Source organism: Martelella sp. AMO21009 (genome assembly GCF_053484295.1).
Genome location: NZ_JBAKFR010000034.1, coordinates 24,200 through 46,466 on the forward strand (window position 1 = coordinate 24,200; position 22,267 = coordinate 46,466).

The 22,267-nt window shown below is 61.2% G+C and carries 18 protein-coding genes and 2 riboswitches; of the genes, 8 read left to right on the plus strand and 10 right to left on the minus strand.

Annotation, left to right across the window (positions count from 1 at the left end; translation table 11 throughout):
• Positions 1-64: 64 nt before the first annotated feature.
• Positions 65-220, minus strand: a riboswitch (FMN riboswitch).
• A gap of 109 nt (positions 221-329) precedes the next feature.
• Complete coding sequence (locus tag V6766_RS22160; RefSeq protein WP_448470267.1) at positions 330-683, minus strand: DUF1428 domain-containing protein; 354 nt, start codon at positions 681-683, stop codon at positions 330-332.
• Between the two features lie 68 nt (positions 684-751).
• Here V6766_RS22160 and V6766_RS22165 point away from each other — a divergent pair, with 68 nt between their 5' ends.
• Positions 752-1,234 carry a MarR family winged helix-turn-helix transcriptional regulator gene (locus V6766_RS22165; RefSeq protein WP_448470269.1) on the plus strand — a complete coding sequence of 161 codons (483 nt, stop codon included), beginning with the start codon at positions 752-754 and terminating at the stop codon, positions 1,232-1,234.
• On the opposite strand, the gene uxuA is transcribed toward V6766_RS22165, so the two are convergent.
• Positions 1,215-2,411: a mannonate dehydratase gene (gene uxuA / locus V6766_RS22170; RefSeq protein WP_448470271.1), complete on the minus strand. Its 1,197-nt coding sequence runs from the start codon at positions 2,409-2,411 to the stop codon at positions 1,215-1,217. The two genes, V6766_RS22165 and uxuA, sit on opposite strands and share 20 nt — an antisense overlap.
• 252 nt (positions 2,412-2,663) lie before the next feature.
• On the opposite strand from uxuA, the gene V6766_RS22175 reads away from it, so the two are divergent.
• The 5 genes from V6766_RS22175 to V6766_RS22195 all read left to right on the plus strand — a co-directional run bounded on the left by V6766_RS22175 (position 2,664) and on the right by V6766_RS22195 (position 7,869).
• On the plus strand, positions 2,664-3,359 hold the full coding sequence (locus V6766_RS22175; protein ID WP_230720249.1) for a GntR family transcriptional regulator: 696 nt from the start codon (positions 2,664-2,666) through the stop codon (positions 3,357-3,359).
• A gap of 53 nt (positions 3,360-3,412) precedes the next feature.
• Entirely contained in the window at positions 3,413-4,396 is a 984-nt protein-coding gene (locus V6766_RS22180; RefSeq protein ID WP_448470273.1) for a C4-dicarboxylate TRAP transporter substrate-binding protein, read from the plus strand.
• A gap of 139 nt (positions 4,397-4,535) precedes the next feature.
• Positions 4,536-5,060: a TRAP transporter small permease gene (locus tag V6766_RS22185; RefSeq protein WP_448470275.1), complete on the plus strand. Its 525-nt coding sequence runs from the start codon at positions 4,536-4,538 to the stop codon at positions 5,058-5,060.
• A gap of 4 nt (positions 5,061-5,064) precedes the next feature.
• Complete coding sequence (locus V6766_RS22190) at positions 5,065-6,345, plus strand: TRAP transporter large permease (protein WP_448470277.1); 1,281 nt, start codon at positions 5,065-5,067, stop codon at positions 6,343-6,345.
• A 216-nt stretch (positions 6,346-6,561) separates the two neighbouring features.
• The gene (locus tag V6766_RS22195) at positions 6,562-7,869 is read left to right on the plus strand and encodes a diguanylate cyclase (protein WP_448470279.1); all 1,308 of its coding nucleotides are present in this window, start codon (positions 6,562-6,564) and stop codon (positions 7,867-7,869) included.
• A gap of 21 nt (positions 7,870-7,890) precedes the next feature.
• Here the strand turns inward: V6766_RS22195 and V6766_RS22200 are convergent, their stop codons facing one another.
• The 8 genes from V6766_RS22200 to cysD all read right to left on the minus strand — a co-directional run bounded on the left by V6766_RS22200 (position 7,891) and on the right by cysD (position 20,259).
• The gene (locus V6766_RS22200; RefSeq protein WP_448470281.1) at positions 7,891-8,889 is read right to left on the minus strand and encodes a TRAP transporter substrate-binding protein; all 999 of its coding nucleotides are present in this window, start codon (positions 8,887-8,889) and stop codon (positions 7,891-7,893) included.
• Between the two features lie 14 nt (positions 8,890-8,903).
• A complete protein-coding gene (locus V6766_RS22205) occupies positions 8,904-10,700 on the minus strand; it encodes a TRAP transporter large permease (RefSeq protein ID WP_448470297.1) in 1,797 nt (598 codons plus the stop codon).
• Between the two features lie 165 nt (positions 10,701-10,865).
• Positions 10,866-10,968, minus strand: a riboswitch (TPP riboswitch).
• 87 nt (positions 10,969-11,055) lie between these two features.
• Positions 11,056-12,054 (minus strand): lytic murein transglycosylase, encoded by a 999-nt coding sequence (locus V6766_RS22210; RefSeq protein ID WP_448470283.1) that lies wholly within the window; start codon positions 12,052-12,054, stop codon positions 11,056-11,058.
• A gap of 285 nt (positions 12,055-12,339) precedes the next feature.
• Complete coding sequence (locus tag V6766_RS22215; protein ID WP_448470285.1) at positions 12,340-14,454, minus strand: GumC family protein; 2,115 nt, start codon at positions 14,452-14,454, stop codon at positions 12,340-12,342.
• Between the two features lie 543 nt (positions 14,455-14,997).
• On the minus strand, positions 14,998-16,140 hold the full coding sequence (locus V6766_RS22220) for a glycosyltransferase family 4 protein (RefSeq protein WP_448470287.1): 1,143 nt from the start codon (positions 16,138-16,140) through the stop codon (positions 14,998-15,000).
• Between the two features lie 536 nt (positions 16,141-16,676).
• Positions 16,677-17,462, minus strand: a complete 786-nt coding sequence (gene cysQ, locus V6766_RS22225) for a 3'(2'),5'-bisphosphate nucleotidase CysQ (protein WP_448470299.1) — start codon at positions 17,460-17,462, stop codon at positions 16,677-16,679.
• A gap of 5 nt (positions 17,463-17,467) precedes the next feature.
• The gene (gene nodQ / locus V6766_RS22230) at positions 17,468-19,360 is read right to left on the minus strand and encodes a bifunctional sulfate adenylyltransferase/adenylyl-sulfate kinase NodQ (RefSeq protein WP_448470289.1); all 1,893 of its coding nucleotides are present in this window, start codon (positions 19,358-19,360) and stop codon (positions 17,468-17,470) included.
• Positions 19,360-20,259, minus strand: a complete 900-nt coding sequence (cysD, locus tag V6766_RS22235; RefSeq protein WP_448470291.1) for a sulfate adenylyltransferase subunit CysD — start codon at positions 20,257-20,259, stop codon at positions 19,360-19,362. Before cysD ends, nodQ begins: the two co-directional genes overlap by 1 nt.
• A 412-nt stretch (positions 20,260-20,671) precedes the next feature.
• Between cysD and V6766_RS22240 the strand changes: the two genes are divergently transcribed.
• Together V6766_RS22240 and V6766_RS22245 are read left to right on the plus strand one after the other, a co-directional pair.
• Positions 20,672-21,670 carry a TRAP transporter substrate-binding protein gene (locus V6766_RS22240; RefSeq protein WP_448470293.1) on the plus strand — a complete coding sequence of 333 codons (999 nt, stop codon included), beginning with the start codon at positions 20,672-20,674 and terminating at the stop codon, positions 21,668-21,670.
• A 71-nt stretch (positions 21,671-21,741) separates the two neighbouring features.
• A complete protein-coding gene (locus V6766_RS22245; protein WP_448470295.1) occupies positions 21,742-22,233 on the plus strand; it encodes a TRAP transporter small permease in 492 nt (163 codons plus the stop codon).
• Positions 22,234-22,267 lie beyond the last annotated feature (34 nt).

Genomic DNA, 22,267 nt, shown 5'->3' on the forward strand with positions numbered 1-22,267 from the left:
GGCAAAAGCGACAATGACGGCGTAAAATACCCTCGTCAAAGGGTAGATTCCGCGCGTCGATACGCTTCGTTCTCTTCCATCCGGACTCTAACCGTCGGCTCCGGAGTTACACCGGATCTGCTGACCCTTTTTCATTTTGGCGAAAAAGGCGCTCGCGGGCTCATGCTCGATTTGAGCAATTACCGCCGGTGGGGAATTTCACCCCGCCCTGAGAACGTCACCGGCCCAACCGGACCAGCGACGTAAACTTAGGGGGGCAATCTGAAAATGACAAGCCCGATTCTGCCTTCGCAGGCGTGGAAGGGCGAGACACAGTGTCAACGCGGCGTTTATGCGTCGAGTTCGAACACCGGCACGAAGCCGCCAAAGATCATCCGCTTGCCATCGAAAGGCATTTTCATCTCGCTCATTTCGGGGTCATCGAACATTTTCTGCCAGGCCGCGTCGCGCGTCGCCTTGTCCGGCCAAACCACCCAGGAAAACACGACGACTTCGTTCTCTTCACGTTTCACAGCCATGGGAAAAGAGGTCACCTTGCCCTCGGGCACGTCATCGCCCCAGCATTCGACATAGTCGAGCGCGCCCCATTCCCGGAACTTTTTTGCCGCCTGTGCGCATAAATCCACATAGGCCTTCTTGTTTTCAGCGGGAACAGGGACCAAAAACCCGTCTACATACGCCATGAAATCCTCCGATATCTTGACTTTGTCCGTTGCGGAACATACGTTGATATCAACATAAAGGCACGGATATGCGCGAAAGTCTACCCCTGTCAGTCACCGTTGAAGTACGGGACCGGTGTATCTGCCTTCACCTCCAGCGCGCCGCGCGGGCCGTGGGCCGGTATTTCGACGAGGTGCTGCGGCCGCTGGGGCTAACCAACGGCCAGTATTCGCTGCTGGTCTCGCTCAACCGGCCGGAGCCGCCGCGCGTGGCCGAGGTCGCCCATGTGCTGGCGATGGACCGCACCACGCTGACGGCCAGCATCAAGCCGCTGGAGCGCCGCGGTCTGATGACCTCGTTCCAGGACGAAAAGGACAGGCGCGTCCGCCGGTTGAAACTGACGGATGAAGGCCTCAACCTGCTTGAAAAAGCCGTGCCGATCTGGCGGCAGACCCATGACCGGATCGACAAGGTCGTGGGCGCTGATATCGACCGGCTGCGCGACAACCTTCTGGCGATGACCTTCGCCCTGCCCGACACCGACGACGAGATCAGCGATCCAGAGCCTTGAGGATGCCGCGCAGTTCCGCAAGCCCTTTCAGCCGGCCGATCGCCGGATATCCGGGCTGGGCCCTGCGCTTCTGGTCATCGAGAATGTCGAGGCCGTGATCGGGCCGGAAGGGAATGTTCCAGTCGGCGCGTCCCGCGGCCTTGCGCCGCCGTTCCTCGGCAATCGCCGCCGCCATCAGCGCCACCATATCGGTATCGCCGCCGAGATGTTCGGATTCATAGAACGAGCCTGCAATGTTGGCGCTCTCGCGATGGACATTGCGCAGGTGCAGGAAATGCACCCGGTCGCCCAGCCGCTCCATCATGCCAGGCAGGTCATTGTCAGGCCGCGCGCCGAGCGAACCGGAGCAAAGCGTGATGCCGTTGGCGGGGCTATCGACAGCCTCCATCATCGTCCTGTAATCGGCTTCCGTCGACATCACCCGCGGCAGGCCCAGAAGGCCGAAGGGCGGATCGTCGGGATGGCAGCAGAGCCTGAGCCCAAGCTCTTCGGCAACCGGCGTCACTTCCTCCAGGAAATCAATGAAATGGGCTCTCAGCCCTTCGGCTGAAATCGTTGCATATTCTGCGAGATGCTGGCGCACATCCTCCAGCGTGAAACTCTCGGCCGCGCCGGGAAGGCCGAAGACGATGTTCTTTGCCAGTGCAGCCTTGCGCGCATCATCCATTTCGGCAAACCGACGTCCGGCCTCGGCGCGCACGTCCTCGGCGAAATCCTCATGCGCGCCGGGGCGCTCAAGGATATGGATATCGAAGGCGGCGAAATCGGCATAGTCGAAGCGCATGCAGGTGGCACCCGTCTTCAGCCGATAGGCGAGATCGGTTCGGGTCCAGTCCAGCACCGGCATGAAATTATAGCAGATGGTCTCGATTCCGGCCTCGGCGAGATTTGCCATGCTGATCTTGTAATTGTCGATATGGCGGCGCCAGTCGCCCTTCTGCTTCTTGATATCCTCCGAAACCGGCAGGCTTTCCACCACTTCCCATTTCAGCCCCGACGGCGCGCCGTCGCTCATCAGCGACAGCTCGGTCTGCCGCCGTTCGATTTCGGCCGGCGTCCAGACCTCGCCTGTCGGCAGATGATGCAGCGCGGTGACAACGCCTTCAACGCCAGCCTGCAGCATATCGTCGATCGATACGCGATCCAAAGGTCCGAACCAGCGCCATGTCTGCCGCATACTCTCTCTCCCGAAGCATTCTTCATCTCATTAGAGCATTTCCGATGAAAACCGAATCCCCGGAAATGCCCTATCCATTTGTTTTTACGCGCGTCCGGTCGGCAAACCGTCATCCACTTCTCCTGGGCGCGCTTTGGCAGCCGGTCTCGGGCGCGTAAGCACCCGGATGGTCACGTCGCAGACTTAGCATCGAAATGCCCTGTTGACTAGTATGGAAGTATGGTGCAACTTGAGACCATAGGGAGGAATGCAATGCTGCCAGAGACAGTGCAAACGACAATTGCTCCGGGCGCGCCGGTTGGCGCCCAGTTGCATGGCATTCTGCGTGACCTTATCCTTCACAATGATCTGCCGCCCGGCTCCAGGCTTTCCGAGTCGGAGCTGGCTGCCCGCTTTTCAGTCAGCCGCCAGCCGGTGCGCGAAGCTTTCATCAAGCTTTCGGAAGAGGGTCTGCTGGAGGTTCGTCCGCAGCGCGGCACATTCGTGCGCCGGATATCGCAGGCTGCGGTCATGGATGCCCGCTTCGTGCGCGAGGCGATCGAGGCCGATATCGTCAAGCTTCTGGCTGCAAGACCCGATGCCGGGCTGGTGGAGGAATTGCGGCTCCAGTTGCAGGAACAGCGCGAAGCGGCCCGCACCGACGCCACGCGCTTCATCAAGCTCGACGAACTGTTTCACAAGACGCTGGCCGACGCCGCCGGAAAGGCGCGCGCCTGGGCGCTGATCGAGGGGCTGAAGGTGCAGATGGACCGCGTGCGTTATCTCAGCCTGCTGCGCTTCCCGATGGTCAAGCTCACCGACCAGCATGAAGCCATCGTCAACGCGATCGGCGATGGCGACCAGCAAGCAGCAGAGGCCGCGGCGCGCGGGCACTTGCGCGAAATCCTGAGCGACCTGCCCGCGATATTCGAGGAAAAGCCTGAGTTTTTCGAGGAGCCGGGACGCTAGGCCCCGGACATTGCCACCGGGGCAAAGCCCCGCCGTCTGAATGGGAGGACGATATGAACTACATCGCCAATATCAAAAGCATCGCGCTCGCCGGCCTTGCCGCAAGCCTGATGGCGGGCACAACGCTTGCCGCCGACTACACACTGAGCGTCAACACCGCGCTCGCCACCACGGACCCGCTCTACAAGGGCCTTGAGGCCTTCCGCGACAATGTTGCCGAGGCCTCCGACGGCGCGCTCGAAGTGCGCCTGTTTCCGAATTCGCAGCTTGGTCCCGACGAGGATGTGCTGGAACAGGCCCGCGCCGGCGCGCCGGTTGCGGTCGTGGTCGACGGCGGCCGCCTCGCCGTCTTCGTCAACGAATTCGGCGTGCTGGGCGCGCCCTATCTCGCCAATGGCTATGACGGCATCCGCAAGGTCGTCACCTCCGACATGTTCGACGAGTGGGCGACCACGCTTCACGACGATGCCGGCCTCGACGTTTTGAGCTTCAACTGGTGGCAGGGCGAACGCCATCTCCTGACCAAGAAGCCGATCAACGGGCCGGACGACCTTTCGGGCGTGCGCATGCGCACCCCCGGCGCGCCCGTCTGGACCGGCACGATCGAGGCCATGGGCGCAACGCCGACGCCGATGCCCTGGGGCGAGGTCTACTCCGCGATCTCCTCCAATGTCATCGACGGAGCCGAGGCCCAGCTTCCAGCCGTCGTCGGCGCCAAGCTTGACGAGGTCATCACCAACATCACGCTGACCGGCCACATCAACCTGATCACCGGCCTCATCACCTCCGCCGCGTGGGTCGATTCGCTGCCGGAAAACCTGCAGACGATCCTCCACGAGGAAGCGCTGAAGGCCGGCGACATCGCCTCCTACGGCACCCGTGACGCGCTGGCGAGCCTCGAACAGCAGTTGAAGGATAGCGGCGTCGCGGTCGAGGAAATCGACGTCACCCCGTTCAAGGAGCGGACCGCCGTGGTCTATGACAATCTCGGCTATGGCGATCTGCGCGACAAGCTTCAGGCGATCGCCGCGCAGTAAGCCCGCGGGCCCTGCCGAAAGCCGGTCGCGCCCTGCTCCAGAGGCGCGGCCGAAAACAACATTCGGCTTCCACCGCGGAAGCCCGGGAAAACCACACCGGGGAGCTGTCGCTCCTCGCGCCATATCGGGAGGGGCCACCATGCCCGGTTTCCTCGCAAAGATCGAGTATGTTGCAGGCGCGACCCTGCTTGCGGTCATCACCTTTCTTGTGTTCATCGCCGCGACCATGCGTTTCTTCGGTCATCCGCTGATCTGGTCCGTCGATCTTGCGCAGCTTCTGTTCATCTGGCTTTGCTTCATCGGCGCGACGCGGGCCATGCGCGAGCGCGGCCATCTCGGCGTCGATTTCCTGGTCCGCCCGTTCCCGCACCGCTACCGGCTGGCGCTGGAGACGGCGCTTGCAGCGCTGTTCCTCGCCTTTCTCATGCTGCTTGCCTATGAGGGCTACAAGCTCACCATGCTCAACAAGGAACGCCAGTTCGGCGACTCCGGCCTCTCCTATGCCTGGGTGACGATTGCCGTGCCCGCCGGCTGTGTGATGCTGTCGATCTCGATCCTCGGCAATCTTTGGCAGGCCTGGCGCAATGCGAAAGACGGGATGCTGATCTTCACCCGCACGACAGTCCCCGAACAGCCGGTGGTCCATACCGGTCCGGCGGAGTAAGCCCATGGCCCTGATCGGTATCGTCTTCTTTGCCCTCATGCTGCTTGGCGCGCCGATTGCCTTCGCGATCGGCATTTCGGGCTTCACCTTCTTTTTGACCTCCGACATCATGCCGGTTTCGATCGGCGTGCAGAAAATCGCGACCGTTTCGCAAAGCTTTCCGCTGCTGGCCGTGCCGTTTTTCGTGCTGGCTGGCCATCTGATGAACGAAAGCGGCATCACCGACCGGCTGTTCACCTTCTCCAAGGTCGCCGTCGGCTGGATGGCGGGCGGTCTCGCGCAGGTCTCGATCATCCTGTCGACCTTGATGGGCGGCGTCTCGGGCTCGGCGGTCGCCGATGCTGCCATGGAAGCGCGCGTTCTCGGTCCGCAGATGATCTCCAACGGCTATTCGAAGGGCTATTCCTCCGCCGTGATCGCGATGTCCTCGCTGATCACCGCGACCATTCCGCCGTCGATCGGCCTGATCCTCTACGGCTATGTCGGCCAGGTCTCGATCGGCCGGCTGTTCATGGCGGGCATCGTGCCCGGCGTGCTGATGATGGTATTCCTGATGGTCGCCGCCTGGCTTGTCGCCCGCAAGCGCAACTATGTCATGAGCGACATGAGGAAGCCGACCGCCGGCGAACTCGGCCGCGCCGCCTGGGGCGCCAAGTGGGCGCTGCTGTTTCCCGTGCTTCTGATCGGCTCGATCCGCGGCGGTCTGTTCACGCCATCGGAAGTCGGCGCGTTTGCGGTGGTCTACGCCATCCTCGTCGGCGTTTTCGCCCACCGGGTGATGACCTTCGAGATGATCAAGCGGGCCTTCGGCCATGCACTGTCGGATATCGGCCTGATCATGCTGATCATCCTGATGTCGGGCATGATCGGGTTCGCGATCATCTTCCTTCAGGTGCCGCAGAGCGTGGCGGGCTTCATGCTGGAGAGCCTCGCCAATCCGGTTCTGATCGTCACCGTCATCCTGATCGGCCTGTTCATCGCCGGCCTGTTTTTCGAAAGCACGATCCTGGTGCTGCTGCTGACGCCGATCCTCGTTCCGGTTGTGGTCAAGGCGGGGGTCGACCCGGTGCATTTCGGTATCCTGATGATGACCATCGTCACCTTCGGCGGCATGACGCCGCCGGTGGGCGTCGCGATGTTCACCGTCTGCAGCCTGCTGGACACCAAGATCGAGGATTACGTGAAGGAATCCTGGCCGTTCATCGCCGCCATCATGGCGCTGGTGGCGCTGCTTCTGTTCGTGCCGGGCATCGTGCTGTTCCTGCCGAACCTGATGTACGGGTAGCAGCGTCACGCAGGCTTTCGCCCCGAAGCCAATGCCGTTCGAGGAGCCACGTAATCGTCCGACGAAAGCGCCGCGCATGCTCGACGCGGCTTACCGTCCGGGCCCAAATGACAACTTGGAGATAGTAGAACCAGCCCCCTGTTCGGTTTAGTGCAGCACCACCGAAACACACCGAAAAAGCGAACAACGGCATGACGCCGCGGGGGATATTGTTGGATGGACAAATCGGGTGATCCCGGCCTGTTTGGCCGCTGGTTCCGCGGGCTTTCTCTCAGGGCCTGGCTGATCGTCGGGTTCATGATGGCGCTGCTGCCGGTCGCGGCCCTTTCCGCCTTCTGGTATCTGGACTATCGCGATCAGCTCCGTGAGCCCTTCCGGCAGGTCCTTCACACCCAGCACAAGGTATCGCTGGCGCTGGAGCGGATCCAGGGCAACCTCTGGGACATCGCCACCGATGTCAATGATTTCGCGCAGACCGGCGACGAAAGCTACCGCGATCGTTTCGAGGCGGCCGAGCGCGATATCGCCGCCAATCTGCGCGATCTGGAAATGATAACGGAGACGTACCCTTCCTTTGATCCCGTGCTTGAAGGCGTGAGCCAGCAATGGGCACTGTTGCTGCAGGCCGCGTCGGACGTTGCCCCTTTGCCCGGCGGCGCCGACCAGCCCCTGATGCGCTTTGAAAGCGTCGTCGGCGAAACCGGCAAGCGCGTGGAAAGCATTGCCGAGAGCATGCGCCTGCTGAACGAGGAGAGCCACCGACAAGCACTCGAAACAATGGAGCGGCTCGACCGCTTTGCCGCGATTGCAGGCGTTCTGGCGCTGGTGTTTTCCGGGATCGGCATATTCATCATCGACCAGGCGCTGATCCGCAGCACCGACAAACTGGTGGAAGGCGCGATGCTGGTCGCGGGCGGCACGCGCAACCGCGAAATCGAGGTGCAGGTCCCGCCGGAGCTTGCCTCCGTGGCGCAGGCCTTCAACACCATGCTCAAGCAGATCAACCGGCAGGAAGATGCCCTGGCTGCGGCCGCGCGCGCCGATGGCCTGACCGGCCTTTACAACCGACGCGAGTTCGACCGCGCGATCGACGAGGCCATCGCCGTATCGAAAGAGAGCGGCGAGCCGTTCTCCCTGCTGATGATCGATGTCGACCATTTCAAGCAGTTCAACGACACCTATGGACACCTGGCGGGGGATGACGCGCTCCGGCAGGTTGCGGATACAATTGAACTGACGGCGCGCGAGAATGACCGGGCCTACCGTTATGGCGGCGAGGAATTCGCGATGATCCTGCCGGGACTGCGAACCTATGAGGCGACAGCGATCGCGGAGCGCCTGTGCAACACCATCGCCGGGCAGACGTTCATCCTCCCCGACGGACAGAAGCAGACGCTGACGGTCAGCATCGGCATATCCGTGTTCAGCCCGCGGGTTTCGCCGCCCAATATCATCGAGCTCGCCGACCGCGCGCTTTATGCCGCCAAGGTGGAGGGTCGCAATCAGGTGAAGGTCACCGGCTGAACGGCCGGTTTCGGGCGCAGCTCAGCCCTGCGCCACCGCCTCGATTGTGTCCATTCCTCCGACGACGGGTGCGAAATCGCTCCACACGCCCCGCGCCCCGGCGCGCCAGGCCTCCATGTCCTCCGGCTGAAGGAAAGTGGCGCCATTGGCCTTGGCAAGCGCCACGGACTGCGCCTCGTCCTCAACGATCAGCCGGTTGAAATAGAGCGCGGCCTCGGCCGAGATCGCGCCGAGCACGGCCTGTGTTTCGGGATCGAGACTGTTCCAGAAGCCGGCGGAAAAATAGAGCACCCCGGCGGCGCGGATATGGCGGGTTTCGGTCATGAACGGCACCACCTCATAGAGCTTGAACCCGGCATAGGCCGATTTCGTCAGGTCCATGGCATCCGCTACCCCGGTGGCGAGCGCGTTATAGGTTTCGGTGATCGGGATGCCGACCGGCGTCGCGCCATAGGCGCTCCAAAGGCGCGTGTGGAGCGGGGTGTTGATGACGCGGATGGTCTTGCCTTCCATCTCTCCGGGCCGCGTTATCGCCTCCTTGGCCAGCAGGTTGCGGGCCCCGTAATCAATAAAACCGCCGACGATGAACTGCTCTTGCGCAAGCCGGGCCGAGAGGTCGTCGCCGACCGGGCCGGTGACGACGTCGCGAAGATGCGCGGCATCGCGAAACAGGAAAGGCAGGTCGAGCAACTGCAATTGCGGCGTCCAGGCCGAAAGCGCCGAAATGGTGGAGAGGCTCGCCTGCACCGATCCGAGGCGAATATTCTCGGCCACCTGCTTTTCGCCGCCGAGCGCGCCATTGGTCACGATCCGGAAGCGGAACCGGCCCGGAAGCCGCTGTTCGACCGCATCGGCGAAGAAGCGCCAGACCATGGTTTCCGGCTTATCCTCGCCGAGGAGCGAGGCGATGACGACATCGCGCGTGGCGGCGCTGGCGGTTCGCAGATAGGCGGGCGCAGCAAGCACTGCGGCGGCCGCGGCGCCTGTTTTCAGGAGATGGCGACGGTTGAGCGTAGTCATGGCAGACAAACCTTTCATACGGGAACGGCAAAGAGGATGAGGACGAACAGGGCTGCGAGAAGCGCCAGAAGAAAAGGACACATCGCCCTGAACAGGCTTTCCGGCGGAAGGCCGGTGACGCCGCCGACCACGAAGGCCAGCATGCCGACCGGCGGCGTGAGCCCGCCGATCATCAGATTGACGACGAGGACGACGCCGAAACGGATCGAATCGATCCCGGCGGCAACGGCAACCGGCAGAAGCACAGGGCCAAGCAGCAGGATCGCCGCCCCGATATCCATCACCAGGCCCGCAATCAGCAGGATCCCATTGGCGAGCAGGAGAACGGCAACGGCGCTGCCCCCGAACAGGCCGGCGAGGTGGCGCACCAGACCGGCGATATCATCGATCGCGAGCAGGAAGGCGACGGGGGCCGCCGCGCCGATCAGGAGACCGATCGCCGCCGCCTCTGCCGCCGACTGGCGGAAGGCGGCGACAATGCTGGAACCGGAGCGGCGGGACGTTGCCGCCAGGATCAGCGTGTAAAGGGCGGCAAGGCCCGCCGCCTCCGTCGTCGTGACAATGCCCAGGCGAATGCCGAACACCACGATCAGACCGAGGCCGAAGGCCGGTAGGGCCGCGATCCCGGCCCGCCTGCGCATTTTGGCCGAAGCCGGCGGCGCGCCGCTCGCGGCCCCCATCGCGAGCCTTATGGCGACGGCGAGAAACGCCGCCATCAGAAGGCCGGCAAACAGCCCGCCGACAAGCAGCGCGCCGACGGAAAGATTGGTCGCCGTCGCCAGAATGAGAAAGGCGATTGAGGGCGGGATGACGTTGTCGAGAACCGAGGAGGCCGCGACAAGCGCGCCGGCGCGGGCGGGCGGATAGCCGTGGCGCACCAGTTCTGGATGGAAGGTCGAGGCGGCAAAGGCAGCATTGGCGACCGAGGAACCGGACGCGCCTGAGAAGAGAACCCCGGTCAACAGCGTCGTCTGCGCCAAGCCGCCACGATAATGACCGACGAGCGAGGCCGCGAACGCCACGAGTTTGCCGGCCGCTCCCGAGAGCTTCAGAAACGCGCCGGCAAGCAGAAAGAACGGGATCGCCAGCAGCAGGAATTTCGACATGCCGGCAACGGTATTGGCGATGATCGCCTGCTCCGTCTGCAACGCCCCGAAGGCGATCGCGCCATAGGATGACGCCAGAAACACATGGGCAAGCGGCGCGCCGGAAATGAGGCCGAGCGCGGCGGCCAGCGCGAGCGGCAGGCTGGCCGGCAGGGTGATATCGATCGCGAACCGGCCGACAGCCCAGTAAAGAAACCCGCCGAGCGCGAACCCGAAGATTAGCCGTGCGCCGTTCGACCGCTCCAGGCGGCGCAGGCAGAGCAGCACGAGCAGACCCAGCCCGCCCGCTGCGGGAAAGGCGAGGCGCACCCATTCCGGAACCCCGAGCGTTGGCGACATTCCGCCAAGCAAGGCGATCGCCTCACGGCCGCCGAGGCACAGGATCAGCCCCGCGACGACGCTGAAGCCATCGGCAACGACAGCGAGCAGGCCAGATGCCCGATCGGGCAGCAGCCGTGCAAGACCATCGAGCCGCATCGACAGCGGGCCCGAAAGGGTAAGCGGCAGGCCGGCCGAGATCAGCGCGATATTCAGCCAGATGCCCAGATCCTCCATGCCGACGACGCCGGTGTGGAAGACATAGCGCAACACGACGCCCGCCACGACGAGAGCGAGCATCGCCATCAGGATGACGGCGGCGAGCAGGCCGAGCGCGGCTTCCAGTGCCTCCGCAAACCGTCCGGCGGTGCTGCGGACCGCCGTCATGGGCATGGACGATGCCGTTCGCGGGCAACGCCTGTCTCAAAACAGCCGTTCGGACGGCTGGACCATCGGCGGCCCGCGCATGGCATTGGACGGCAAGACTTCATGATGCGATCCCCAGGATGTTGCAATCAAGGAGACCGGCGGAGAAGAGAAAGGTTATGGCAGAGCGGCCAGATTTTCCGTTCCTACGCCGGTATGACCCGGATCAGGTTCAAGGGTCCGGCTCACCGCCGTCTCAGCATCGCAGGATGCACCCCTCGGAATAGTCAGGTTTTGTCCGGCTTTTAGGGCGCTGTCAATGGCATGCCGGAAACGTGGCGTCTGGCGGCAACGCAAGACAACTTGCCAACGGGTTTTACCGAAGCCTTTGCAGCAGAGCCATGGACGGTTCGCCCGTGACATTCAGCCCGTTCTGCCGCTGATAGGCCGTGATCGCGGCGCGGGTCTGGTCGCCGAACACGCCGTCGATGGTGCCGGCATCGTAGCCCGCCGCCGAAAGCCGCGACTGCAGCTCCTTGCGCTGGTCGGCGCTGAAGCCGTAACTGTCATCGGGAAAACTGCCCCTGAGCGGGCCGGCGCCCGCGATCCGGTCGGCGAGATATCCCACGCCCAGCGCATAATTGGTGGAATTGTTGTAGCGCTTGATGACGTTGAAATTGTGCCCCACGACGAAGACCGGACCGCCCGCCTGCGGCTGTATCCTGGTGCCATCAACGGCAGCGCCGAGCGAGCCCTCCTCGCCGCCCCAGGGCTGACCTTTCCGCCAACCCGAGCGGGCAAGATAGTTCGCGGTGCTGGCAAGCGCATCGGTCGGGTCGGCCTCCCAGATATCGCGCCGCCCGTCACCGTTGAAATCGACGGCATAGCCGAGATAGGAGGTGGGGATGAACTGGGTGTGCCCCATGGCGCCGGCCCAGCTTCCGGTCATCCGTTCGGGCGTGATATCGCCGTTCTGCAGGATCCGCATCGCCCCGACCAACTGGCTTTCGAAGAAAGCACCGCGCCGCCCCTCGACGGCCAGCGTCGAAAGCGACGACACAACCGGAATGCTGCCGCGCCGTTCGCCGTACATGCTTTCCAGGCCCCAGATGGCGACAATCACATTGGCGTCGACGCCATAGGTCGCCTCGATCCGCTCCAGAACATCGCGGTAGCGGGCATAATTGGCGCGCCCCTTGGCGATCCGCTCATCGGAGCCGGCAATGGCCAGATAGTCTTCCAGCGTGCGCTTGAATTCCGTCTGGTTGCGGTCCTGCTCAATGACCCCCGGCGTGTATCCGGCATTGGCGAAGGCCGCCGTCAACGTGTCGTTGGAAATCCCGCGCGCCGCCGCCCGCTGCTTGAAGCCAGCCACCCACGCGTTCCACTCAGAATTGGCCACCGGCCGCATCGCCGGATCGGCGACGGAAGAAAAACTGCCAACCGAGCTGTTCGTGCACGCTGAAAGCGTCGCGGCAATCACCCCAAGAGAAAACACGCGTCGCGTCAGATACATACAGATAACCCCGCTCCATTCGTGCGCAAACCTAGCGCATCGGCCTCCTGACCGAAAGAGCACGCGCTTGCGTCTATTTTATGGAGATGCGAAAGCACAGCGGCGAAAGGTTTTCTCCGCTGTGCAACAGGGGCTGGCAAGGCGCTAGTCGTCGTCCGTATCGTAATACTTGTCGCCATAGTGGGCGGCATAGCCATAGCCATAGCCGTAATTATAGCCATAGCGCTTGAATCCGTTCGGATCGATCTGATTGAGGACCAACCCCTCGATCTTGCCTTCCTCGAAGGAACGGATCGCTTCTTCGACCTGGTGATGGTGGGTCGAATCCCATTTGACGACGAAGAGGATGGCATCGACGAACTGGCTCAGAACACGCGCATCGGGCACGATCAGCACCGGCGGCGCGTCGACGATGATGAAGTCGTACTTTGAACGAGCCTCGCGAAGCAGCTCATCCATCTTCCTGGATGAAAGAACATCGGCCGCATTTTTCGGCGAGCGTTCGCCAAAAAGAACATCGAGATCCAGCCCTTCGCTGTGGAAAACGGTTTCCTCCAGAGTCTGCTTGCCCGAAAGCACGGAGATCAGACCGGCGTCGGTTCTGGAATTGCCGAAATACTGCTGGAAGGTCAGTCGCCGCAGATCGCCTTCGATCAGAAGAACCTTCTTGCCCATGCTCACGAAATTGAGCGCCAGAGCGATACTGCTTGTCGTTTTACCCTCGCCGGGAATGGAAGACGAAAGCATGATCACCTGTGGCGGCTTGTCGAGATTGGCAAGCACAACCGACGTTCTGAGATTGCGTATCGCCTCGGCAAACGGTGAGGTCGAATGCGTCTGAAGGTAGTGGAAGAGATCGCTCCGGTGTTTCGCCGGCACCAGAGGCAACATGCCGACGACCGGCAAGCCGGCCAGTTCCTCGAGTTCCTGCGATGACTTGAAGGTTCTGTTCCGCATCTCGATCAGCAGGCTGAGCAGGCCACCGAAAACAAGCCCCACAAGACCGGCAAGAAGGACGATCCGGCTCTTGGACGGTTCGCTCGCCTTCTCCGGAACGACGGCATAGGAAAGAATGACGCTGTCCGCTTGCTGTATCCCCTGCTGCGCGGATGTCTCCTTCAGGCGTGCCAGGAAATATTCGTAAAGTGTCCGGTTGGCTTCCGCTTCCCGCGTCAACTGCTCCAGTTCGAGATAGGCAGCGCTTTCGGCCTGAATCTTCTTCTCAAGTGCCGCCTCAGCGGTCTCCAGAGAGGCAAGCTGACTCTTGGTCTCGGCCGCGTCCCTGCGGCGGTCGACGAGCAGGGTCTCCAGTCTCGCTTCGAAACGCGCGGCATCGCTCCTATTGCGAGGAGCGGTGGCTGAGAGATCGATGAGCGTCGGGTCCCCCAGCAGAACGGCTTTGTCTTCAAAAGATGAAGCCTGCTCGAGTTTCGCAAGCAAGGCGTCGGAAGCCTCGACCCTCTGGCGCGTCTCGGTGATGCGATCCCGGATCGACTTCAATTGCCGCTCCAGCCCGCTCAACACTTCCGGCGTGGTCAGCGGCGTATCGGTCTTGAACTGCTTTACCGCATTTTCGGATTTTTCGAGCGCGACCTTCAGTTCGGCGACGCGCTCGCTGAGCCAGTCGATCGCATCGACCGTCGCGCCGCGTTTGACATCGATCTGGCGCTGCACATACTGCTCGGCGATCGTGTCGGCGATCAGCGCCGCCTTTTCAGGATCCTCCGAACTCATGGTTATCCTGAAGGTGGTGGTGTCGGGAACGACGGTTGCCGTGAACTGGTTCAGCAAGGCGCTCACCACCCGGTCCCGCGTCCTGTCCGGCCCTGGGGCATCTGCGTCGGAATCGGAAGGCTTTGGCAACAAGCTCTTTATATAGGCGACAAATCTTGAAAACGTCGTCGGCTCTCTCAGAGCCGCGTTGAATTCCGGGTCCGCCATCAGACCGAGACTATCGACAACGTTTCCGATCAGAATACGCGACCTGATCACCTCGATCTCGGATTGCAGGGCGACATCGTCCGTTCCGAGCTGCGCAAGGACGCTCGGTATATCGATGATGTTCTCCGCCTGATTGCTCACCATCGTGACTGAAGTTGCCCGATAGATCGGCGTCGTCATCCTGAAGGCGTAATAGCCGCCTGCCAGAACGAACAGGATGAATATCACCGCAATCAGAAACTTCCGCCTCCAGAAGATGGCAAATATCTTCTGGAGATCGATATCGTCATTTTCAGTATTGATTTTGCTATTTAGCATGTTGCTCAAATACTCAGGTGTAAAATGTTCTGGTCATGCCCTCGGCCGATCCTGCATCTTTAGACGCAGTCTTTCCCGGTATAAGCCGACCGGGCGATAGACCAAGCGGTCCGACCAGTCAAGCTCCCGACCGTGAACGCCGCGACCTGCAGCATTCCTGTGCGTGTCAGCCTGATTGAAAAATCCCGTGAGTGGAAGACAAGAGCGCGTCATGACGGCGTGGAGGCTTGCTCGCCAGCAAGGCCTTTTTCGGCCTGCCTCGCACAGCCTGCCGGCAGGTTCGGAGGCCAAAAGCGGACCCGAACCAGAGACATCAGGAAAAACCCGCATCACGCGCAACGCCCGAAAAATCGGCGACCGCTGAGAAGCGGTGGTGCGGGTTGGCCAAGCTTGATCAAAATAGTTTCCCGTCAAAACCAGAATTCATAGTCTCTGAAAATGCCGGAAAGCGCAAGCTGCCAGCGACTGTTCGTCTTCACGCGTTCGTGCCATCAGCAAGCCTTGACCTGCGTCCGGCCATATCGGGCTCGCCGCGACGCCCGGTCACAAATCCTTCTTGTGGGACAGCCTCTTGTGGTGCGCCAAGTGGAAATTAAACCTGTGGCCGGACTGAGGGCGAAGGGCGGCCGTGATCCGGGCGCCAAACTGGTAGGTCGCCACGAAGAGGATGGCAAAAAAGACCAGAAGGAGAGCGGCCATCGCCGGGTTGTCCCAGAACAAAACCCCGGCGATCGCGGGCGCGGTGAACATCGGCGCAAGGATAACTGTCGTCACCGGATTGCTGATATGCCGCGCATTCCGGCCAAGAACACTGATCTCAAGCGCGCGCATGACCAATTGATGAAAATGCAGCCGGTCCGGTTGGTCGGCGGGACGTCCGGCGATGCGGCGGCGGAAAATGGCGAGCATGGTGTCCGCGATCGGCCAGAAGAATATCAGCATCAGCGCCCACGGGGTCAGATCCGGAACGAAGTTCAGTATCAGGAACGCAAGCCAAGCGAGAACGTGACCGATGCCGTAAGCGCCGGCATCTCCCAAAAAGATCTTGCCCAGCGGAAAGTTGAAGACAAGAAAGCCAAGCAGCGCCCCCATGACGACGGCACACCAGGCGCTGACCTCGAACAGGCCGTTCTGAGCGGCAATGGCCGCCAGAGAAGCCGCAACCACGACCGCGATCAGACCGGAAAGTCCGTTGACGCCGTCCACCAGATTGAAAGCGTTGCAGATACCGGCCCCGCCGAAAATGGTTATGGCTATCGCAAACGGCGCAAACATCAAGACCGCGCCTATCAGCGGAATGTCGGTTCTCGGTATCCAGAGCTTGAACAGCAGGATTGCGAGCAGGGACGATATCGCGGCGGCGAGCAGACGATCGCGCGGCGATACGTTAAACCCGAGATCTTCCGCCAGACCGGCAAGAAACACCGGCATGAGCGAAGGGAGCAGCAACCAGAGATTATGGTTTCCAGTATCGGGTATAAGCAAGCCGAACGAAACGAGAGCGACCAGAATGGCAACCCCGCCGATTCTCGGCGTCGGCACCCGGTGTGCGCTTTGAACGGCCGCAGTGTCCCTGCGACGGTCCGAAAATTTGAGATGGAACTTTCGAGTCGACAAAATCAGCGCGCAGACCGTTGCCGAAACGAGGAAAGCAGACACTAGCGCTTGAAAAAAATACCCACTCATGAATGGTGGCACCCCTGAAAGAAACGATGGCTGACCAGGCCGTTCAAACTTAATCAATCAATTAAAATAGAATACAATCGTGAATTGCGACCCAACAACTTGGATCACACTACAACTTGAAAATGTAACCACGTAAAAATTGCAAGCAAAATGCAATGAAGCTATCGTTAAATTATCATATACCTGCACCTCGTCAACAGAGACTTCACGATTTATTAGCTCACGAAAAGCTGCCCGGCCTGATAGAGCGAGCTGTTTGATCCCGCAATTTGAACATGCACGGCAGGCACGGCTCTGGCGACGGGGTTCACGTGGAGAGGAGGGATTGCAATTGACGCCCAGGAAGGTTCTCATCTGCACCCATGGCAGACGTCGACCCTTCCTGGCTCTGGCCCACGGCCTGAAACAGGCCGGCTTCCACGTCGTGCTTGCGACCCGCTTTCGCGAGTTTGTTGAAAGTCACGGCGTCGCTTTTCCCGATGTCCGACACGCGTTAGAATAAAATCCATGTCATCGGACAAAGCCAATACATCGCCCTAGGGCCGATGAGCCCATCCGATAAACGGCGGATTGGCAAAATCGCTGTCGGTATCCTGCCGGGTCTTGCCATAAGCGAAGACGGTATTGTCGGCGCACTCAGTCGTGCCGCCTGCGGCGCGCAAGATTGCATCGCCGGCGGCGGTATCCCACTCCATGGTGCGTCCAAAACGGGGATAGACATCGGCAACGCCTTCCGCCAGAAGGCAGAATTTCAGCGACGAGCCTACCGAGGTGAAATCGGACACGCCGATCTTCCGCATGAAATCCTCGGTCTCCGGACTGTTGTGCGATCGGCTGGCCACCGCGGTCAGAACCTCGCCCCTGGGCCGGCATCTGATCGGCTCGGATCGCGCGACGACGCCATCGGTCACGATCAGCTTCTCGGCGCCGCCGGCGATGGTGCGGTAGGCGACGCCCTTGGCCGGCGCGTAGACGATGCCGGCAACCGGCACGCCGTCTTCAACAAGCGCGATATTGACGGTGAAATCCTCGCGCCTGTTGATGAATTCCTTCGTCCCGTCGAGCGGATCGACAAGGAAGAAGGCTTTGCCGGTGATATCCGGCACCACGCCGGCGGCAACGCTCTCCTCGGCGATCACCGGAATATCGGGAAACGCGCGGGCGAGATGGGCGAGAATGATCGCCTCCGCCTGCTCGTCGGCGGCTGTCACCGGCGATTGATCGTCCTTGTAGGCAACGTCTATGCCGTTCTCGTAGATCGACATGATCGCTCTGCCCGCTTCAAGCGCCGCATCGAGGAAGACCTGCTGCATATCGGCCATCTCGCTCACTCGCCCGTCTCCCGGCTCGAGAGGAACGCCTCGATCCGGCTTGCCAGTTCAAACGGGTCGTGACCGACGGTGTGAAGATGGATATCGGGGTTTTCCGGCGCTTCGTAGGGCGACGTTATACCGGTGAAGTTTTCGATCTCGCCGGCCCGCGCCTTCTTGTAGAGCCCTTTCGGGTCACGCTCGGCGCAGACTTCGATCGGGGTATCGATGAAAATCTCGATGAACTCGCCCTCATCCATCATCTCGCGCGCCAGCCGTCGCTCGGAGCGGAACGGCGAGATGAACGATACCAGCACGATCAGCCCGGCATCGGCCATGAGCTTGGCCACCTCGGCCACGCGCCGGATATTCTCGACCCGGTCTTCGGCCGTAAAGCCGAGATCGCGGTTGAGGCCGTGGCGGACATTGTCGCCGTCGAGCAGATAGGTATGCCTGCCCTTGGCATGGAGGATTTTCTCCAGCGCGTTGGCGACCGTCGATTTGCCCGAGCCCGAAAGCCCGGTGAACCACAGCACCGCCGGCGTCTGCGCCTTCAGGGCGGCATGCGCCTTCTTGTTGACCTCGACCGCCTGCCAGTGGACATTCTGCGCCCGGCGCAGCGCGAAATCGATCATGCCGGCGCCGACGGTCTTGTTGGATATCCGGTCGATGACCACGAAATTGCCGGTGGTGCGGTTGTCCGCATAGGCATCGAACACGATCGGCGCCTGGGTCGAGATGTTGCACACCCCGACCTCGTTCATGTGGAGCGCCTTGGCCGCCTCATGGGTAAAGCTGTTGATGTTCACCTGATATTTGAGGGCGGTTACCGTCGCCGGCGTCTGGTCCGCCTCGGTTCGCAGGATATAGGAGCGGCCGGGGATCATCGCATCCGCGTCGAACCAGATAATCTTCGCCTGAAACTGGTCGGCAACATTGGGCCGCGCACCGGGCGCCACCAGGATATTGCCACGCGAGACCTCAATCTCGTCCTGGAGGGCGAGCGTCACCGCCTGCCCCGCCTCGGCGCTGTCGAGATCGCCGTCCATGGTCACGATCTGGCGGATCGCCGACGTTTTCCCGGACTTGGCGACCATGACGCGATCGCCGACGGCGATCCGGCCGGACGCGATCTGCCCGGCAAAACCGCGGAAATTGAGGTTCGGGCGGGTCACGAGCTGCACCGGCATGCGGAACGGCTTCTCGGCAAGCGCGGAGGCGACCGGAACCGTCTCCAGATGGTCGAGCAGGGCCGGCCCGTCATACCACGGCATGTTCTCTGACGGCAGGGTGACATTGTCGCCATAGCGCGCCGAGATCGGGATCGGCACGATCGTCTCGAATCCGAGATCTTTTGCAAATTCCAGATAGTCGGCGACGATCCGGTCGTAGACCTCCTGCGAATAATCCATCAGGTCGATCTTGTTGATCGCGACCACGATATGGCGGATGCCGAGCAGCGAGGCGATGAAGGAATGCCTTCGGGTCTGCGGCAGAATGCCCTGTCGGCTGTCCACCAGCACGATGGCGAGATCGGCGGTCGAGGCGCCGGTCGCCATGTTGCGGGTATATTCCTCGTGACCGGGCGTATCGGCGACGATGAACTTGCGCTTGGCGGTCGCGAAGAACCGATAGGCGACATCGATGGTGATGCCCTGTTCGCGCTCGGATTCCAGCCCGTCGACCAGAAGCGCGAAGTCGATATCCTCGCCGGTGGTGCCATGGCGGGCGCTGTCGCGTTCGAGCGAGGCAAGCTGATCCTCGAAGATCAGCTTGGTGTCGTAAAGCAGGCGGCCGATCAGGGTTGATTTGCCGTCGTCAACCGAACCGCAGGTCAAGAAGCGCAGCAGCGATTTCTTTTCCTGATCGGCCAGATAGGCGATCATGTCGCCGGAAACATCCTCGACCATCAGAAATACCCCTCCCGCTTCTTCTTTTCCATTGAGCCGGCTTCGTCCTTGTCGATCATACGGCCCTGACGTTCAGAGGTTCTGGCGGTCAGCATCTCGCGCACGATCGCCTGCAGGTCGCTGGCATCGGATTCGACCGCCCCCGTCAGCGGATAGCAGCCTAGCGTGCGGAAACGCACCATCTTCTCCGTCACGGCTTCATCCGGGCCGATCGGCATGCGCGCGTCATCGACCATGATCAGCGCGCCGTCGCGCTCGACCACCGGGCGTTTCGCCGCGAAATAAAGCGGCACGATCGGGATATTCTCCTTCATGATATACTGCCAGATGTCGAGCTCGGTCCAGTTCGACAGCGGGAACACGCGGATCGATTCGCCCTTGCCGACGCGGGTATTGTAGGTCTTCCACATTTCGGGGCGCTGGTTTTTCGGGTCCCAGGCATGCTGCGCATTGCGGAAGGAGAAGATCCGCTCCTTGGCCCGCGACTTCTCCTCGTCGCGCCGCGCGCCGCCGAAAGCGGCGTCGAAGCCGTATTTGTCGAGCGCCTGGCGCAAGCCAACCGTCTTCCAGAGATGGGTGTGGGTACTGGAGCCATGGTCGAAGGGATTGATGCCGGCTTCCGCCGCTTCCGGATTGACGTGAACGAGCAGGTCTATGCCGAGATCGTCGGCCATCTTCTGCCGGAAATCATACATGGCCTGGAATTTCCAGGTGGTGTCGACATGGAGGAACGGAAAGGGCGGCTTTGCCGGATAGAACGCCTTCATCGCCAGATGCATCATCACCGACGAATCCTTGCCGATCGAATAGAGCATCACCGGTCTGGAGAAACTTGCCGCGACCTCGCGGAAGATGTGAATCGATTCCGCCTCCAGTCTCTGCAAATGGGTAAGAGCCATTGAATATTCCCGATAATATGAATGAAACCGAAATTACTAAATGCGACCTATGGATAAAGGTTCGGCGGGATAAGTAAATGTCATTTTGACCATTGACCCCGGGGTTTTTGGAAAAAAATCCTAAACCCCTGCCGGCCACTGGCGCCAGCCCGGCGGAATCCGGACCCAGTCCGCGGGAAGTCGCGCTTCGTCCGCCGTCCTGCCAGCGAACACTGAACTTCCGCGGGCAAGACGCTGCGGCGAAGGATGGCGGCCATGCCATGCCCGAGAGACACCGGCGATCTCACAAAACGGCTCCTTGATGCTACCGGTTCAACCCAACACCTAATTCGGGGAAACGTAAAAAAATGGACAATTTGTGGCAAGCTTCGGAGCTAGACATGTTGATTGAACCAATCATCCGGGGGGATTTATGAGAATTTCTGTCCAAGGGCTGCTGACCGCCCTCGCCGTCTGCGTGGCGAGCGCGGCGCAGGCCGAGCCGGTCACGCTGAAACTGGCTATCGGTGTGCAAGACTCGACGGTCTGGGCAAAGCAGAGCCAAGCCTATGCGCAAAAGGTCGAAGAACTTTCCGACGGCCAGCTCAAGATAGAGATATTCTATGCCGGACAGCTTGGTTCAATGGGCGACACGCTCACCAGCGCGTTGAGCGGCAGGATTGATATATGGTCCGGGTCGCTGCCGGTGCTGTCGAGCATCGTGCCGGAGTTTGATACGCTGATGCTTCCCTTCCTGTTCGAGAATGACGAACAGGTCGTATGTGTGGTCCCGAAGCTGACAGAGACCGCCCGGAAGACGGTGGGCCGCAAATTTCACCTTCTTACCTTTGCCCCCGTGGAACACCAGGGCATGGTCGGGTCCGTGACGCTGGTATCGCCGGACCTGCTGAAGGGAAAGAAAGTTCGCTCTGCCCCCTCCAAATCATCGATCAATTTCTTCCAGTCGATCGGCGCCACACCCATGCCCCTGCCGGCCGAAGACACGCCCTCCGCCGCAAGCACGCATCTCGTCGATGCCGTGAACTTCGGACTGACCTATGCGGTCGCCTCGGGATTGACGCAAACCTTGCCGATCTTCACCCGGGCGGACGTGCTCTTCAGCCTTGGCGCTGTGGTCGTGTCTCCGCGAAGCTGGGCCAGACTCGACGATCAGCAAAAAGCCGTATTGACCGATGCCCTGACGGTGATGGACTTCGGCGCGAAACTTCAGGAGATCGATGCCTTCGAGAAAACGATGGCGGACAGGCTGGAGCAATCCGGCGGCACCGTTGTTCGCCTGACGCCCGACCAACAGAAGCTGTGGGAAGATGCCGCGCGCGCCACGTGGGACAAGTCTTTGGGCGAACTGAAAGGCGACGCCACCGGCTTTTTCGAGGCCATCGAGAAAGCAAAAGCGGATTGTGGCCCGTAATGCCTGAAACCAGAAACAGGAAGGCGTGCCGCAAACTGCGCGCCCTTTCGTTTCGCTAAAAGAAAACCCTTATGATCTGCATCGTCCAACGCTTTCTGAATGCTGTATCTACCGTCGAGAAAGCCATCGTCGTCCTGACCTTCTCCGCCGTTCTGGCCTCCCTTTCAATGGATATCATCGGACGGGAAGTGTTTTCGCATGGCGTATTCGGTGCATCCAAATTTGCGGTATACGCGCTGATCCTGTGCGCCATGGCCGGCTTCGGACTGGCAACCGCCAGCGGCGCGCATCTCAGGCCCAGGTTTCTGGATTTCGTCACGCGGGGCCGCGCCGAAGCGCCCGCGCGCCGCGCCGGCCGGGTGGCGTCGGCGGCCATCCTTCTGTTTCTGGCGTGGGGTGCCGTCGATATGGTGTCCTTTTCCCGCATGATCGGGGAACGAGACCTGACATTGGGCTGGCTGGTCTGGCCGGTGCAGATAATCCTGCCCGTGGCTTTTGCGCTCTCCGCCATTCGCCATCTGATCTATGCGGCCTTTCCTGACCTAGAGCATCAGGCGCGATGAATGAATCGTATGGGATTCCGTTTTGGTGTGATTT

What these genes read in the sequence shown, in the direction of transcription:
- V6766_RS22190 (WP_448470277.1), top strand. Translation starts at nt 5,065, where the DNA reads ATGGCCCTGATCGGTATCGTCTTCTTTGCCCTCATGCTGCTTGGCGCG.
- uxuA (WP_448470271.1), bottom strand. Translation starts at nt 2,411, where the DNA reads ATGCGGCAGACATGGCGCTGGTTCGGACCTTTGGATCGCGTATCGATC.
- cysD (WP_448470291.1), bottom strand. Translation starts at nt 20,259, where the DNA reads ATGGCTCTTACCCATTTGCAGAGACTGGAGGCGGAATCGATTCACATC.
- V6766_RS22220 (WP_448470287.1), bottom strand. Translation starts at nt 16,140, where the DNA reads ATGAGTGGGTATTTTTTTCAAGCGCTAGTGTCTGCTTTCCTCGTTTCG.
- V6766_RS22180 (WP_448470273.1), top strand. Translation starts at nt 3,413, where the DNA reads ATGAACTACATCGCCAATATCAAAAGCATCGCGCTCGCCGGCCTTGCC.
- V6766_RS22160 (WP_448470267.1), bottom strand. Translation starts at nt 683, where the DNA reads ATGGCGTATGTAGACGGGTTTTTGGTCCCTGTTCCCGCTGAAAACAAG.
- V6766_RS22175 (WP_230720249.1), top strand. Translation starts at nt 2,664, where the DNA reads ATGCTGCCAGAGACAGTGCAAACGACAATTGCTCCGGGCGCGCCGGTT.
- V6766_RS22200 (WP_448470281.1), bottom strand. Translation starts at nt 8,889, where the DNA reads ATGACTACGCTCAACCGTCGCCATCTCCTGAAAACAGGCGCCGCGGCC.
- V6766_RS22215 (WP_448470285.1), bottom strand. Translation starts at nt 14,454, where the DNA reads ATGCTAAATAGCAAAATCAATACTGAAAATGACGATATCGATCTCCAG.
- V6766_RS22205 (WP_448470297.1), bottom strand. Translation starts at nt 10,700, where the DNA reads ATGACGGCGGTCCGCAGCACCGCCGGACGGTTTGCGGAGGCACTGGAA.
- V6766_RS22195 (WP_448470279.1), top strand. Translation starts at nt 6,562, where the DNA reads ATGGACAAATCGGGTGATCCCGGCCTGTTTGGCCGCTGGTTCCGCGGG.
- V6766_RS22165 (WP_448470269.1), top strand. Translation starts at nt 752, where the DNA reads ATGCGCGAAAGTCTACCCCTGTCAGTCACCGTTGAAGTACGGGACCGG.
- V6766_RS22240 (WP_448470293.1), top strand. Translation starts at nt 20,672, where the DNA reads ATGAGAATTTCTGTCCAAGGGCTGCTGACCGCCCTCGCCGTCTGCGTG.
- V6766_RS22185 (WP_448470275.1), top strand. Translation starts at nt 4,536, where the DNA reads ATGCCCGGTTTCCTCGCAAAGATCGAGTATGTTGCAGGCGCGACCCTG.
- cysQ (WP_448470299.1), bottom strand. Translation starts at nt 17,462, where the DNA reads ATGGCCGATATGCAGCAGGTCTTCCTCGATGCGGCGCTTGAAGCGGGC.
- nodQ (WP_448470289.1), bottom strand. Translation starts at nt 19,360, where the DNA reads ATGGTCGAGGATGTTTCCGGCGACATGATCGCCTATCTGGCCGATCAG.
- V6766_RS22245 (WP_448470295.1), top strand. Translation starts at nt 21,742, where the DNA reads ATGATCTGCATCGTCCAACGCTTTCTGAATGCTGTATCTACCGTCGAG.